This window comes from Kineococcus rugosus (assembly GCF_050871975.1).
Lineage (GTDB): Bacteria > Actinomycetota > Actinomycetes > Actinomycetales > Kineococcaceae > Kineococcus.
The window spans coordinates 1-14,017 of the sequence record NZ_JBJLSJ010000061.1; the positions used below are offsets into that span (position 1 = coordinate 1).

General features: G+C 72.4%; 13 protein-coding genes. 6 read left to right on the forward strand and 7 right to left on the reverse strand.

Annotated features, from left to right (window positions below; genetic code table 11):
- Nucleotides 1-60: 60 nt before the first annotated feature.
- The gene (locus tag ACRYM6_RS22275) at nucleotides 61-1,260 is read right to left on the reverse strand and encodes a mannose-1-phosphate guanylyltransferase (protein ID WP_432545076.1); all 1,200 of its coding nucleotides are present in this window, start codon (nucleotides 1,258-1,260) and stop codon (nucleotides 61-63) included.
- A 312-nt stretch (nucleotides 1,261-1,572) separates the two neighbouring features.
- Here ACRYM6_RS22275 and sdhC point away from each other — a divergent pair, with 312 nt between their 5' ends.
- Genes sdhC through ACRYM6_RS22295 form a run of 4 tightly spaced genes read left to right on the forward strand, consistent with a single transcriptional unit; the run spans nucleotide 1,573 to nucleotide 5,209 of the window.
- On the forward strand, nucleotides 1,573-1,992 hold the full coding sequence (gene sdhC, locus ACRYM6_RS22280) for a succinate dehydrogenase, cytochrome b556 subunit (protein WP_432545077.1): 420 nt from the start codon (nucleotides 1,573-1,575) through the stop codon (nucleotides 1,990-1,992).
- An 11-nt stretch (nucleotides 1,993-2,003) separates the two neighbouring features.
- Complete coding sequence (locus tag ACRYM6_RS22285; protein ID WP_432509863.1) at nucleotides 2,004-2,510, forward strand: succinate dehydrogenase hydrophobic membrane anchor subunit; 507 nt, start codon at nucleotides 2,004-2,006, stop codon at nucleotides 2,508-2,510.
- Nucleotides 2,511-2,531: 21 nt separating this feature from the next.
- Nucleotides 2,532-4,364, forward strand: coding sequence for an FAD-binding protein (locus ACRYM6_RS22290; protein ID WP_432545078.1), 1,833 nt, complete (start codon nucleotides 2,532-2,534; stop codon nucleotides 4,362-4,364).
- Complete coding sequence (locus ACRYM6_RS22295; protein WP_432545079.1) at nucleotides 4,364-5,209, forward strand: succinate dehydrogenase iron-sulfur subunit; 846 nt, start codon at nucleotides 4,364-4,366, stop codon at nucleotides 5,207-5,209. Before ACRYM6_RS22290 ends, ACRYM6_RS22295 begins: the two co-directional genes overlap by 1 nt.
- A gap of 68 nt (nucleotides 5,210-5,277) precedes the next feature.
- Here ACRYM6_RS22295 and ACRYM6_RS22300 read toward each other — a convergent pair whose 3' ends face one another.
- Nucleotides 5,278-5,568 (reverse strand): Uma2 family endonuclease, encoded by a 291-nt coding sequence (locus ACRYM6_RS22300; RefSeq protein WP_432545080.1) that lies wholly within the window; start codon nucleotides 5,566-5,568, stop codon nucleotides 5,278-5,280.
- A 71-nt stretch (nucleotides 5,569-5,639) separates the two neighbouring features.
- Between ACRYM6_RS22300 and ACRYM6_RS22305 the strand changes: the two genes are divergently transcribed.
- A complete protein-coding gene (locus tag ACRYM6_RS22305) occupies nucleotides 5,640-6,251 on the forward strand; it encodes a class I SAM-dependent methyltransferase (protein ID WP_432545081.1) in 612 nt (203 codons plus the stop codon).
- Nucleotides 6,252-6,326: 75 nt separating this feature from the next.
- A complete protein-coding gene (locus ACRYM6_RS22310) occupies nucleotides 6,327-7,985 on the forward strand; it encodes an ABC1 kinase family protein (protein ID WP_432545082.1) in 1,659 nt (552 codons plus the stop codon).
- 48 nt (nucleotides 7,986-8,033) lie between these two features.
- Here the strand turns inward: ACRYM6_RS22310 and ACRYM6_RS22315 are convergent, their stop codons facing one another.
- The 5 genes from ACRYM6_RS22315 to ACRYM6_RS22335 all read right to left on the reverse strand — a co-directional run bounded on the left by ACRYM6_RS22315 (nucleotide 8,034) and on the right by ACRYM6_RS22335 (nucleotide 13,886).
- Nucleotides 8,034-9,029 carry a TauD/TfdA family dioxygenase gene (locus ACRYM6_RS22315; protein ID WP_432545083.1) on the reverse strand — a complete coding sequence of 332 codons (996 nt, stop codon included), beginning with the start codon at nucleotides 9,027-9,029 and terminating at the stop codon, nucleotides 8,034-8,036.
- A 94-nt stretch (nucleotides 9,030-9,123) separates the two neighbouring features.
- The gene (fdhA, locus tag ACRYM6_RS22320) at nucleotides 9,124-10,356 is read right to left on the reverse strand and encodes a formaldehyde dehydrogenase, glutathione-independent (protein WP_432545084.1); all 1,233 of its coding nucleotides are present in this window, start codon (nucleotides 10,354-10,356) and stop codon (nucleotides 9,124-9,126) included.
- A gap of 150 nt (nucleotides 10,357-10,506) precedes the next feature.
- Entirely contained in the window at nucleotides 10,507-11,961 is a 1,455-nt protein-coding gene (locus ACRYM6_RS22325; protein WP_432545085.1) for a GH1 family beta-glucosidase, read from the reverse strand.
- A 57-nt stretch (nucleotides 11,962-12,018) separates the two neighbouring features.
- On the reverse strand, nucleotides 12,019-12,915 hold the full coding sequence (locus ACRYM6_RS22330) for a carbohydrate ABC transporter permease (protein ID WP_432545086.1): 897 nt from the start codon (nucleotides 12,913-12,915) through the stop codon (nucleotides 12,019-12,021).
- Nucleotides 12,912-13,886, reverse strand: a complete 975-nt coding sequence (locus ACRYM6_RS22335; RefSeq protein ID WP_432545087.1) for a carbohydrate ABC transporter permease — start codon at nucleotides 13,884-13,886, stop codon at nucleotides 12,912-12,914. Before ACRYM6_RS22335 ends, ACRYM6_RS22330 begins: the two co-directional genes overlap by 4 nt.
- Nucleotides 13,887-14,017: the final 131 nt, after the last annotated feature.

Genomic DNA, 14,017 nt, shown 5'->3' on the forward strand with positions numbered 1-14,017 from the left:
GTGCGGGGCCCGGCCGGGGCCCGCACCGGGGCCGGGACCGGGGCCCGCACGGGGCCGGGGTTAGACGACCTCGTCGAGCCCGGCCTCCAGGGCCCGCTCGACGAGCTTCTTGACCTCCTGGGCCCGGGCCCGGGTGGTGACCATGAGGGCGTCGGGGGTGTCGACGACCACGAGGTCGTCGACGCCGAGGAGCGCGACGACGCGGTCGTTGGCGGGCACGACGAGCCCGCCGGCGACGCCCTCGGTGAGGACGAGGCCGGGGTCGCCCAGGACCTTGGGCCGGTCGGCGTCGGCGGGCAGCAGGTCGCCGAGGGAGGAGAAGTCGCCGACGTCGTCCCAGCCGAAGGTGGCGGGCACGACGGCGACGCGGCCCTCCTCGGCGGCCGGCTCGGCGACGGCGTGGTCGATCGCGATCGCGGGCAGCGCGGCCCACTGCTCCTCCAGGACCGCGTCGCGCTGGGGGGTGTCCCAGGCGTCGGCGATGCGCTGCAGACCGGCGTGCAGGGCGGGGGCGTGCGCGGCGAGCAGCTCGAGCAGGACGTCGGCGCGGGTGACGAACATGCCGCCGTTCCAGCGGTAGTCGCCGGTGGACAGGTAGGCCGAGGCGGTGCGGGCGTCGGGCTTCTCCTTGAACTGCACGACGCGGCGGGCGTTGGGGGCCCCCTCCAGCCGCAGGCGCTTGCCGAGGCGGATGTAGCCGAAGCCGGTGGCCGGGTGGGAGGGCGCGATGCCGATGGTGACGACGAACCCGCGGCGGGCGGTGACGACGGCCTCCTCGACGGAGCTCTCGAAGTCGTCGCGGCCGGAGATGTTGTGGTCGGCGGCGAAGGAGCCGAGGACGGCGTCGGGGTTGCGGCGCACGAGGACGGCGGCGGCCAGGCCGATGGCGGCCGCGGAGTCGCGCCGGGCCGGTTCGCGCAGGATGTTGGCCTCGGGCAGGTCCGGCAGCTGGGCGGCGACGGCGTCGGCGTGGGAGCGGCCGGTCACGACGAGCAGCCGGTCGGCGTCGGCCAGGGGCAGCAGCCGGTCCCAGGTCTGCTGCAGGAGGGTGCGGCCGCGGCCGGTGAGGTCGAGCAGGAACTTGGGCCGGTCGCTGCGCGACAGCGGCCACAGCCGGGTGCCGGCCCCGCCGGCGGGCACCACCGCGTGGAAGTCGGACAGGTCGATCTGGGCGTCCTCGAGGTCGTCCTCCGACCACGACGCCGACCAGGCCCCCGGTCCAGCGGGCCGGCTGGTGCTGTGCTGTCCCCCGTCAGTCATGCGGGCGAACCTACCGGGGCGGGCCGGGCGCGACCGGGAGATCACCCCCACGGGTCCGCCGAGCGGGTGCTCCTGCCTCCGACACGCCGTAGGAGGTTGCGCGGACGGCCCTGCGTGGTCCACGGTAGGTGAGGCTGACCTGCGTGACGCGCACCTCACGGCGCCGTGAGTCCTTCATCACAAATCCCCCACGGGCCCGCCCGTGGGGCGGCCCGCGCGTGACCGCGCGCCTACAGTGGATCCCAGACGCCGCCGCCTGCGCGCCGTAGCCCCGGTGGACCCGGCGTCGAGGAGCACTCGAGGAGGACGCTGGTGGCCACGAGCCTGACCCCACCCGGACAGGGGACGCCCGCCGGGAGCAGGAAACCCGCAGGAACCCTCTACCGGGGCCGCGAAGGCATGTGGTCGTGGGTGATGCACCGGATCTCCGGTGTCCTGATCTTCTTCTTCCTCTTCGTCCACGTCCTGGACACCGCGACCGTGCGGGTCTCCCCCGAGGTCTACAACGGCGTGATCGGCCAGTACAAGAACCCCGTCATGGGCCTGGGCGAGGCCGGCCTCGTCGGCGCGGTCGTCTTCCACGCCCTCAACGGGGTCCGCATCATCCTCGTCGACTTCTGGTCCGGCGGCACCAAGCACCAGCGCAAGCTGTTCTGGGGCGTCGTGGTCGTGTGGGTCGCCCTCATGGTGCCGTTCCTCGTCCGCCACCTGACCAACGTCTTCACCCACTGAGGGGCGCAGTCGTGAGCACTGATCAGACCCCCGGCGGCAGCTACGCCCCCGCCCTGGAGACCCCGCGCTCGCCGTACAAGCGCAACAAGCCGACCCGGACCAACTGGGAGCTCTACGGCTGGCTGTTCATGCGCGTGTCCGGCGTCGTCCTCATCGTCCTCGTCTTCGGCCACCTGTTCGTCAACCTCATGACGGGCACCGGGATCCACCAGGTCGACTGGGGTTTCGTCGCCGGCAAGTGGTCCAGCCCCTTCTGGCAGGTCTGGGACCTGCTGATGCTGTGGCTGGCGCAGCTGCACGGCACCAACGGCGTCCGCACCGTCATCAACGACTACGCCGAGCGCGACGCGACCCGCTTCTGGCTGAAGATGGCGCTCTACCTGGCCACCGTCATCGTCCTCGTCGTCGGCACGCTGGTCATCTTCACCTTCGACCCGTGCATGGACCCGAACTCCACGCTGGACGTCTGCCGCCCGGCGATCGACAACGTGCCCACCGTCACCAGCCCGAACACCTGATCCGAGAGCGGAGCAGCCACCATGCAGACGCACCAGTTCGACGTCGTCATCGTCGGCGCGGGCGGCGCGGGGATGCGCGCGGCCCTGGAGTCGGGCCAGCGGGCCCGCACCGCGGTCCTCACCAAGCTCTACCCGACGCGCTCGCACACCGGTGCGGCTCAGGGCGGCATGTGCGCCGCGCTGGCCAACGTCGAGGAGGACAACTGGGAGTGGCACACCTTCGACACCGTCAAGGGCGGTGACTACCTCGTCGACCAGGACGCGGCCGAGGTGATGTGCAAGGAGGCCATCGACGCGGTCCTCGACCTGGAGAAGATGGGCCTGCCCTTCAACCGCACGCCCGAGGGCAAGATCGACCAGCGCCGCTTCGGCGGGCACACCCGCGACCACGGCAAGTCCCCCGTGCGCCGCAGCTGCTTCGCCGCCGACCGCACCGGCCACATGATCCTGCAGACCCTCTACCAGCAGTGCGTGAAGCACGAGGTGGAGTTCTTCAACGAGTTCTACGTCCTGGACCTGCTGCTCGTGCCGCAGACCGAGGCGAGGACCGGCACCGAGATCGAGGGCGCCGCCGAGCAGCCCGGCCTGGCCACCCCGCCGACCATCGGCGTCCCCGGGGACAAGCGCATCGCCGGCGTCGTCGCGTACGAGCTCGCCACCGGCGAGATCCACGTCTTCCAGGCCAAGTCGGTCGTCCTGGCCACCGGCGGCGCGGGCAAGGTCTACAAGACGACCTCGAACGCGCACACCCTCACCGGCGACGGCATGGCCATCGCCTACCGCCGCGGCCTGCCGCTGGAGGACATGGAGTTCTTCCAGTTCCACCCGACCGGCCTCGCGGGCCTGGGCATCCTGCTGTCCGAGGCCGCGCGCGGCGAGGGCGGGATCCTGCGCAACGCCGACGGCGAGCGGTTCATGGAGCGCTACGCCCCCACCATCAAGGACCTCGCCCCGCGCGACATCGTCGCCCGGTCGATGGCCAACGAGGTGCGCGAGGGCCGCGGCGCCGGGCCGAACAAGGACTACGTCCTGCTCGACCTGACCCACCTCGAACCGGCGCACATCGACGCCAAGCTCCCCGACATCACCGAGTTCGCCCGCACCTACCTGGGCGTCGAGCCGTACACCGAGCCCGTCCCGGTGTACCCCACGGCGCACTACGCCATGGGCGGGGTGCCGACGAACGTCGACGCCGAGGTGCTGCAGGACAACACCCGCGTGGTGCCGGGCCTGTACGCCGCCGGCGAGGTCGCCTGCGTCTCGGTGCACGGGTCCAACCGCCTGGGCACCAACTCCCTGCTCGACATCAACGTCTTCGGCCGCCGCGCCGGCATCGCCGCCGCGGAGTACGCGAAGAAGGCCGAGTGGATCGCCGTGCCCGACGGCTCGGAGCTGCCCGTCGTGAACTGGATGGCCGAGCTGCGCGACCGCCCCCAGGGCGAGCGCATCTCCGACATCCGCCGCGAGCTGCAGGAGTCCATGGACGCCAACGCCCAGGTGTTCCGCACCGAGGCGACGCTCAAGCAGGCCCTCACCGACATCGAGCGGCTCAAGGAGCGCTACGCGCGCGCCTCGGTCCAGGACAAGGGCAAGCGCTTCAACCTCGACCTGCTCGAGGGCCTGGAGCTCGGATTCCTGCTCGACCTCGCCGAGGCGATGTGCCTGGGCGCCCTGGAGCGCAAGGAGTCCCGCGGCGGCCACTTCCGCGAGGACTACCCCAACCGCGACGACGTGAACTACATGCGGCACACCATGGTCTACCGCGAGCACGCCGCCGACGGGTCCTACTCGACGCGCCTGGACTTCAAACCGGTCGTCCAGACCCGTTACCAGCCGATGGAGCGCAAGTACTGATGTCGACGTTCGAGACGAGCCCGCGGGAGACGAACGCCGAGGCGGGTCCGGCCAAGTCGGCCGAGACCGCCCGCAGCGGCGGGGGTCGCCCCTCGGCGGGCGAGGGCCAGGGGACGGGCGGGACGGGCGAGATCCCCTCGTTCACGATCACCCTGAAGCTGCGCCGGTACGACCCGGAGAAGGACTCCGAGCCGCACTGGGAGAACTACGAGCTGACGATGCACGGCACCGACCGCGTGCTCGACGCCCTGCACAAGGTGAAGTGGGAGCAGGACGGGACCCTGACGTTCCGCCGCTCCTGCGCCCACGGCGTGTGCGGTTCGGACGCGATGCGCATCAACGGCCGCAACCGGCTGGCGTGCAAGACGCTGCTGAAGGACCTCGACATCAAGAAGCCCATCGTCGTCGAGCCCATCAAGGGCCTGCCGATCGAGAAGGACCTGATCGTCGACATGGAGCCGTTCTTCGCGGCCTACCGCGAGGTCATGCCGTTCCTCATCACCAAGGGCGCCGAGCCGACCCGCGAGCGCATCCAGTCCCAGGCCGACCGCGAGCGCTTCGACGACACCACCAAGTGCATCCTGTGCGCCGCGTGCACGTCGAGCTGCCCGGTGTTCTGGAACGACGGCCAGTACTTCGGCCCCGCCGCGATCGTCAACGCGCACCGGTTCATCTTCGACAGCCGCGACCAGGCGTCGGACCTGCGCCTGGAGATCCTCAACGACAAGGAGGGCGTGTGGCGCTGCCGCACGACCTTCAACTGCTCCGAGGCCTGCCCCCGCGGCATCCAGGTGACCCGGGCGATCGCCGAGGTCAAGCAGGCGCTGATCTCCCGCAAGCTCTGAGGCACCACGACGGAGGGCCCGACCGCCGGTGCGGTCGGGCCCTCCGTCGTCCCGCCGCCGTGGAGCGGTCAGCGCGGTTCGGCGGTGAGCCGGTCCAGGGTGACCCCGGCGAGGAGGTCGGGTATGACGTACCGCTCGGGTCCGAGCCGCGGCATCCGCACGCCGACGCCCGTCGTGAGCCGCCAGCCGCCCGGGACCGTCCCGGTCAGCGCCTCCCTCAGGTTGTCGATCACGTCCTGGTGCACGACGGAGGGGGGCGGGGTCACGATGAGCTGGCCGTCCAGGATCTCGTAGCGGTACCCGTCGTCGGGCAGGGCGAGCAGGTCGTCGAAGGTCCACTCGCGGTGCAGCACGGTCACCGCGTCGACGTCCCGACGACGAGGCGCTCGCGCGACTCCAGGGTCGCCGCCCGGGTCGCTAGGCTCGCGGGGTGCTGGACCTGGTCGAACGGGACGTGTCGGTGGCCGGACGGGCGCTCGCGCTGAGGGTGCCGCGCGACCTGGAGGCGCTGTTCACCGAGGAGGCGTTCGCGCGGGACGAGTTCGTGCCGTACTGGGCCGAGCTGTGGCCCAGCGCGCTGGCGCTCGCGGAGGTGCTGGCCGGTCGCGGGCCGGGCACCCGCACGCTGGAGATCGGGTGCGGGCTGGGCGTGCCGTCCCTGGTCGCCGCCCTCGCCGGGCAGCGGGTGACGGCGGCCGACTGGTCCCCCGACGCCGTCGCGGTGCTGCGGGACAACGCCGCCGCCAACGGCGCCGACCTCACCGTGACCGAGTGGAGCTGGACCGCGGACCCCGCTCCCCTGGCCCCGCCCTTCGACCTCGTCGTGGCCGCCGACGTCCTGTACGAGCGGCGCGACGTGGAGCCGATCCTGGACGTCCTGCCCGCCCTCGTCGCCCCCGGCGGTGAGGCGTGGGTCGCCGACCCCGGCCGCCTGCCCGCGCCGGAGTTCCTGGAGCGCGCGGCCCGGGCGTGGACGGTGGGCCGGCTGCCGCACGGCGGGCCGGCCGGGGTGACGGTGCACCGCCTGACGCGACCGGCCTGAGCCCGGCGAGGGTGCGGCGCGCGCGGGCCGGCGCGTCCCTCCGTAGAGTGCGGGCAGAGCCACCCGGGGAGGGGCATGCGCCACCAGGACCGCTACCTGCAGATCAGCCGCATCCTGTCGCGGCACGGTCTGGGGTACTTCATCGACGCCCTCGGGCTCGAACGGTGGGTGCGCACCGACTGGGAGCTGTTCGGCCGCCCCCGCGAGCGCGAGCGGCACTCCCGCGCCGAGCACGTCCGCCTCGTCATGGAGGAGCTCGGCCCGACGGCCACCAAGATCGGGCAGATCCTCTCGACCCGCCCGGACCTGCTGTCCCCCGCGTTCCAGCGCGAGCTGGAGAAGCTGCAGGACAGCGCGAGCCCGGTGCCGTGGGAGGTGGTCCGCAGCGCCGTCGAGGAGGAGCTGGGCGCCGAGCCGGAGGAGCTGTTCGTCCACTTCAGCCGGGACCCGCTGGCCAGCGCCTCGATCGGCCAGGCCCACACCGCCGTCCGGGAGGACGGCACGCAGGTCGTGGTGAAGGTCCGCCGCCCCGGGGTGGTGGAGGAGGTCGAGGGCGACCTGGAGATCCTGCGGACCCTCGCCGTCCAGGCCTCGCGCCGCTGGTCGGTCGCGGCCGACTACGACGTCGTCGGTCTGGCGACGGACTTCGCGGACACGCTGCGGGCCGAGCTGGACTACCTGGCCGAGGGCCGCAACGCCGAGCGCTTCGCCCGCAACTTCCACGGCGACCCCGACATCCACGTCCCGCAGGTCTTCTGGGAGACCACGACGTCGCGGGTCATCACGCTGGAACGGCTGCACGGCGTGAAGATCAGCGACGACGCGGCGCTCGCCGAGCACGGGATCGACCGGTCGGCGCTGGCGGCGCGGGCGACCCGGCTGCTGGCGGACATGGTCTTCGAGCACGGGTTCTTCCACGCCGACCCGCACCCGGGCAACTTCCTCATCGAACCGTCGGGGCGCATCGGGCTGCTCGACTACGGGATGGTCGGGGAGGTCGACGAGCGCTCCCGCGAGCACCTGGCGATGCTGCTGGTCGCGTTCGACCGGCGGGACCCGGCGCGCATCGCCGCCGCGTTCGCCACGATCGGCGTCACCGAGCACCGGGTGGACCGGGTGCGCCTGGCCGCCGACTGCGCGCACCTGCTGCGCACCTACGAGGGGCTGCCGCTGGGGCGGATCTCGGTCGGCGACATCGTGCGCGACGTGCTGGAGATCCTGCGCCGGCACCACCTGGCCCTGCCCCGCAACCTGGCCCTGGTCGTGAAGATGATCGTCATGACCGAGGGGCTGGGGGCGAGCCTGGACCCCGACTTCCAGCTGGGCCGGATCCTGGGCCCGTACGCGCGGCGCCTGGTCCGCAGCCACTTCGACCCGCTGGTGCTGGCCAAGCGGGTGCGGCAGGCGGGCGTGGACTTCGCGCAGCTGGGCGTGGAGCTGCCGGGTCAGCTGGGCCGGCTGCTCGACGTGCTGGACCGGGACGGCATCTCGGTGTCGCTGCGCACCGACGAACTCGACCCGCTGGTGGCGCGGCTGGAGCGGATCGGCAACCGGCTCGTCGTCGGCCTCGTGGTGTCCGCGGGCATCGGGGCCCTGGCGACCCTCGGCTCGACCGACCCCGAGCGGCTCAAGCCGCACGAGACGAAGGTCGTCGCGGTCGGCGGCGCGGCGCTGGCCGGGCTCACCGGGTACCTGGGGTGGACCGCCCGCGGGCACCGGCGCCGGCGGCGCTGACGTCGCCGGCGCCCGCGGGGGTGTCTCAGGGGTGTCCCCGGGGTGCCCTCAGGAGAAGCTGGCCTGCACGACGCGGCCGTCGCCGGGGCGGGCGAAGCGGGACCGGCGCAGGTCGCGCACGACGAACCCGCGGGTGATGAAGCGGTCGGTGCCGTCGAAGCGCGGGGCGAACGGGGAGCGTCCGTGCATGGCGCGCAGGTTGTCCAGCAGCAGCACGTCGCCGGGCTGCAGGACGACGGCGTGCCGGTGCGCGACGTAGACCTCCAGGACCCGCTCCAGGAGGGCCTGGGCGTGCTTGGTGACGCCGTGCATGAGGTCCTGGTCGACGAGCATGGTGGGGTCGTCGGCGTCCCCGGACAGGATCGGGAAGGGGCCGCGCACCTCGCGGGTGTCGAGGTAGTCGGCGAACGACTCGTCGACGAGCGTGGTCCACAGCGGCCGGAACAGCTCGAGCACGTCGGCGGGGTCGACGTGCGGGAGCAGGTCGAGGGCGCGGAAGGCGTACGTCGCGGCGTCGGCGTCGCCGCGCAGGCAGCCGAGCACGACGTAGTCGGGGCGCAGGCCGGAGAAGCACTGCTCGGTGTGGGCCTCGAGCTCGACGCGCGAGCCCTGCGACTGCTGGGTCGCGGCGAGCTTCGCGTTCGGCACCATGTCCTGCAGGAGGTGCCCGTGGCCCTCGGCGGCGTACCCGACCATGTGGCCCAGGGCGTGGCTGACGACGGCCTGCTGGCGGGCGAGCAGGGTGCGGCCGCCGACGCCGCCGCGGTTGTCCGGCGGGGTGGCGGGCAGGTCCCCGACCTCCAGGCCCCGCAGGACGAGGACCCCGCTGTCGGAGCCGCGCTCTTCGAACGCCCAGAGGGTCTCGGCGAGGTCCTGCGGGAGCTCGCGGGCGAGCAGCCGGGCCTGGCGGCCGAAGGCCTCCGGTGCGGTGACGGGATCGGTGGTGAGCCGGGACCCCAGCCGGGCGAGCGCGGTGCGCTCCGCCGGGGCCAGTTCACGGATCGTCGGCACCACGGCCGAGGAGTCGAGGAACACCGAGGACACGAGCAGCTCCCATCGTCGACGCGCTGTCAGGACACCGTAGCGCGTCGACGACGGGCAGTCTGCCTAGTCCAGGGGTGGCGAACTGGACAATCTGTCAGCGCTTGATCATCCCGTGCGGGTCGATGACGAACTTCTTCGGCGCCCCGGCGTCGAACTCGGCGTACGCGGCGGGCGCCTCGTCCAGCGAGATCGGCGTCGCCCCCACGGCCTTCGCGATCTGCACCTTGTCGTGCAGGATCGCCATCATCAGCCCGCGGTGGTACTTCATGACCGGGCACTGCCCCGTCGTGAAGGACAGCGACTTGGCCCACCCCGTGCCGAGGTCGAGGGACAGCGAGCCCTTCTTGGCGGCCTCGTCGATCCCGCCCGGGTCACCGGTGACGTACAGGCCCGGGATGCCGAGCGCGCCACCGGCCGCGGTGAGCTCCATGAGGGAGTTCAGCACCGTCGCCGGCGCCTCCTGCGCCGACCCGGCGCCGTGCCCGCGCGCCTCGAAGCCGACCGCGTCGACCCCGCAGTCCACCTCCGGCACCCCGAGGATCTGCTCGATCTGGTCCTTCGGGTCGCCCTGGGAGACGTCGACCGTCTCGCAGCCGAAGCTGCGCGCCCGTTCGAGGCGGTCGGCGTTCAGGTCGCCCACGATGACGACGGCCGCGCCGAGCAGCTGGGCCCCCACGGCGGCGGCCAGCCCCACCGGCCCGGCCCCCGCGACGTACACCGTGGAGCCCACGCCGACCCCGGCGGTGACGGCGCCGTGGAAGCCCGTGGGGAAGATGTCGGACAGCATGGTCAGGTCGAGGATCTTCTCCATCGCCTGGTCGCGGTCGGGGAACTTCAGGCAGTTGAAGTCGGCGTAGGGCACCAGGACGTACTCGGCCTGGCCGCCGACCCAGCCGCCCATGTCGACGTACCCGTACGCCGAGCCGGGGCGGTCGGGGTTCACGTTGAGGCAGATGCCGGTCTTGCGCTCCTTGCAGTTCCGGCACCGGCCGCAGGCGATGTTGAACGGCACCGACACCAGGTCCCCGACCTGCAGGAACTCCACGTCCCGGCCGACCTCGACGATCTCGCCGGTGATCTCGTGACCCAGGACCAGGTTCGGCGGGGCGGTCGTGCGGCCGCGGACCATGTGCTGGTCCGAGCCGCAGATGTTGGTGGCGACGAGCTTGAGGATGACCCCGTGGTCGACCTTGCGGCCGACGTTGGCGGGGTTGACGCCCGGGCCGTCCTTCAGCTCGAACGTCGGGTAGTCGATCGACTGGACCTCGACCTTCCCGGGTTCGAGGTAGGCGACGGCGCGGTTGCCGCTGGCGGTGCTCGTGGTCACGGAGGGGGCCTCTCCTCTCGGGCGCCGACTCCGCTGTCGGCGCGCTGGGCCCCACCCAACCCCGGCGGGCTGCACCGCGCAAGAGCACGCCGGCCGCTCCCCCGGCACCCGCGGCGCGCCGGGGGCGCCGGGGGTGCCGGGGGGGGTGCGTCAGCCGACGACGGCGGGCACCGCGTTGCGGCTGACCACCGACGCGTACCAGAGGGCGCTGTCCTTCACAGTGCGCTCCTGCGTCGCGTAGTCGACGTGCACGACGCCGAACCGCTTGGAGAACCCGTAGCCCCACTCGAAGTTGTCCAGGAAGGACCACAGGTAGTAGCCGCGGACGGGGGCACCGGCCTCCACCGCGTCGAGCACCGCGGCGAGGTGGTCGCGCAGGTAGCGGGTGCGCTCGACGTCGTGGACCTGCCCGGCGACGACGACGTCGTCGTAGGCGGCGCCGTTCTCGGTGACCAGCAGCTCCAGACCGGGGTGCTCGCGGTGGATGCGAAGCAGCAGCTCGGTCATGCCGCGCGGGTCGATGCTCCACCCCATGGCCGTCTTCTCCCCGGGCAGCTCCGGGAACTCGACGTCGGTGGAGCCGACCCACGGGCTGTGCGCGCTGTCGCCGTGCCCGTCGTTCTCGGCCCGCGGGGCCGAGCCGTCCCAGGCCCGCACCACGGTCGGGCTGTAGTAGTTGACGCCCAGCACGTCCAGCGGCTGGTGGATGAGGGCCAGGTCGCCCTCGCGCACGAAGGACCAGTCGGTGACCGAGGCGGTGTCGAGCAGGACGTCGGCGGGGTAGCGGCCGCGCAGGACGGGGTCGAGGAACACCCGGTTCTGCAGCCCGTCGACGCGGCGGACGGCGTCGTGGTCGGCCTTGCGGGAACCCTCGGTCCGCACCCAGGCCAGGTTGAGGGTGAGGGCGACGCGCGCCCCCGGCGCGGCGCGGCGCACGGCGGCCGCCCCGAGGCCATGGGCGAGGTTGAGGTGGTGCACCGCGGCCAGCGCGGCGGCGGGCTCGGTGCGGCCCGGGGCGTGGACGCCGGAGGCGTAGCCGAGGTAGGCCGAGCACCAGGGCTCGTTGAGGGTGATGAACGTGCGGACCCGGTCGCCCAGGGCCGCGGCCACGACCTCGGCGTACTCGGCGAAGCGCTCGGAGGTCGTGCGGGCGGTCCAGCCGCCGGCGTCCTCCAGGGCCTGCGGCAGGTCCCAGTGGTAGAGGGTGACGGCGGGTTCGATCCCGGCGGCGATCAGTTCGTCGACCAGCGTGGAGTAGAACGCCAGACCGGCCTCGTTGACGGGGCCGAGCGCGTCGGCGCTGACCTGCGGGGTGATGCGCGGCCAGGCGACGGAGAACCGGTAGGAGGCCATCCCGAGCCGCTTCATGAGCGCGATGTCCTCGCGGAAGCGGTGGTAGTGGTCGTCGGCGACGTCGCCGGTGTCCCCGCCGGCCACCCGGCCGGGGGTGTGGCTGAAGGTGTCCCAGATCGACGGGGTGCGGCCGTCCTCGGCCACCGCGCCCTCGACCTGGTAGGAGGCGGTGGCGGTCCCCCAGACGAACCCGGGCGGGAAGGACCGCTCGGTGGCGGCGGGGGTGGTGGGGCTTGCTTCGGTGGTGGTCACGGGGGCCTTTCCGGTGGCGGCGGGCGGGGAGGTGGGGTTCGGGGGTTCCGCGGCGGCTCAGCCCTTGACGGCGCCGGCCATGATGCCGCTGACGATCTGCTTGCCGAGCAGGATGAACACGACGATGACCGGCAGCGTGCCGACGAGGGTTCCCGCCATGATGATCGAGGTGTCGGGGACGTAACCGCTGCCGAGGTTGTTCAGGGCGACCTGCACGGTCGGCATCGAGGAGTTCAGCGCGATGACGGGCCAGAAGAAGTCGTTCCACGCCGTCATGAACGTCAGCATCCCCAGGACCGCCATCCCGGGCCGGGCGATGGGCAGCACGATGGACCAGACCGTGCGCGTCGAGGACGCGCCGTCCACCTTCGCCGCCTCCAGCAGTTCGTCGGGCAGGGTCTGCACGAGGTACTGGCGCATGAAGAACACCCCGAACGCGGTCACCAGCGAGGGCAGGATCACCGACTCCAGCCGGCCGGCCAGGTTCCAGTCGGACATGATCTTGTAGAGCGGCACGACCCCCAGCGTCGGGGGGATCATGAGGGTCCCGATGGTGATGGCGAACAGCGCGTTCTTGCCGCGGAAGCGCAGCTTCGCGAAGGCGAACCCGGCGAGCGTGCAGAACAGCAGGGTGCCGATGGTCGTGGCGCCGGCGACGACGAGGGAGTTCACGATGGCCAGGCCGATGGCCTGCTGCTCCAGCGCGGTCGTGATGTTCTGCCACAGGTACGGGCCGGGCAGGAACGGCGGCGGCGACTGGTTCATCTCCGACATGGGGCGGCTCGCCGCGACGATCATGTAGTAGAACGGCACGAGGAAGACGAAGGTCGTGATCCCCAGCAGGACGTACGTCAGGCCGCCGGCGGCGTCGGGTGCGCGGTAGCGCTTGCGGCGGCCCCCGCCGGGCGGGGTGGGGGCGGCCAGCGCGGCGTCGCGGACGGTGGTGGTGCTCATCGACGGGCTCCCTGGGTGTCGCGGTCGCGCCACCGGGCCAGCGCGGTGTTCAGCAGGACGAGGACGATGATCAGCAGGAACGTCACCCAGGCGATCGTGGCGGCCCGGCCGAGGGCGCCGAAGGCCCAGCCCTGCTGGTACATGAACAGCCCCAGGGTCTGGTACTGGTTCAGCGCGCCGCCGTCGACACCGCCGAACAGCAGCGGCTCCCCGAACAGCTGCGTGGCCCCGATGGTGGAGACGACCACGGTGAACAGGATGGTGGGCCGCAGGCCGGGCAGGGTGACGTGCAGGAACTGCTGCCAGCGGTTCGCCCCGTCGAGGGCGGCGGCCTCGTAGAGGTCCTGCGGGATGGACTGCATGCCCGCCAGGTAGATGAGGGCGTTGTACCCCGTCCAGCGCCAGATGACGATGATCGAGATGGCGATCTGGGCGCTGAGGTCACCGTTGCGCCAGTCCAGGGCGTCCAGGCCGACGAGGGAGAGCAGCCAGTTCGCGAACCCGTTGTCGCGCCCGAAGATCTGGGCGAACACCAGCGTGGAGGCGGCCACCGAGGTGGCGTAGGGCATCATCATCGCCACGCGGAAGAAGTTCCGCCCGCGCATCCGGTAGTTCAGCAGGTGCGCCAGGCCCAGGGCCAGCAGGAGCTGCGGCACGGTGGACAGCACGCCGAGGGTGAAGGTGTTCGCCAGGGCGTTGTAGAACTTCTCGTTCGTGAACAGCCAGACGTAGTTCTCCCAGCCCGTCCACTCCGGGTCCGAGCCCAGTTCGTAGGACTGGAAGCTGATCCACATCGTGTAGACCAGCGGGAAGAGCCCGAAGGCGAGGAACAGCAGGAAGAAGGGGGCGATGTAGGCGTACGGCGCGGCCACGGCCTCGAACCGGAACAGCCGCGACCGCAGCGAGGGTTTCGGGACCTGGGCGCCCGGGCGGGGCGGGACCGGTGGGGCGGTCGTGCTCTGGGCGCTCACGGCGTCTCCTGGCGGGTCGGGGCGGATCGGGGCGGCGTGGGCCGGGGGGGGGGGGGGGGGGGGGGGGGGGCCCGGGGGGGCGGGCCGGCCGGCAGTTCTGGGGGCTGGTGGGGTGGGGGGGGAGGGGGGGG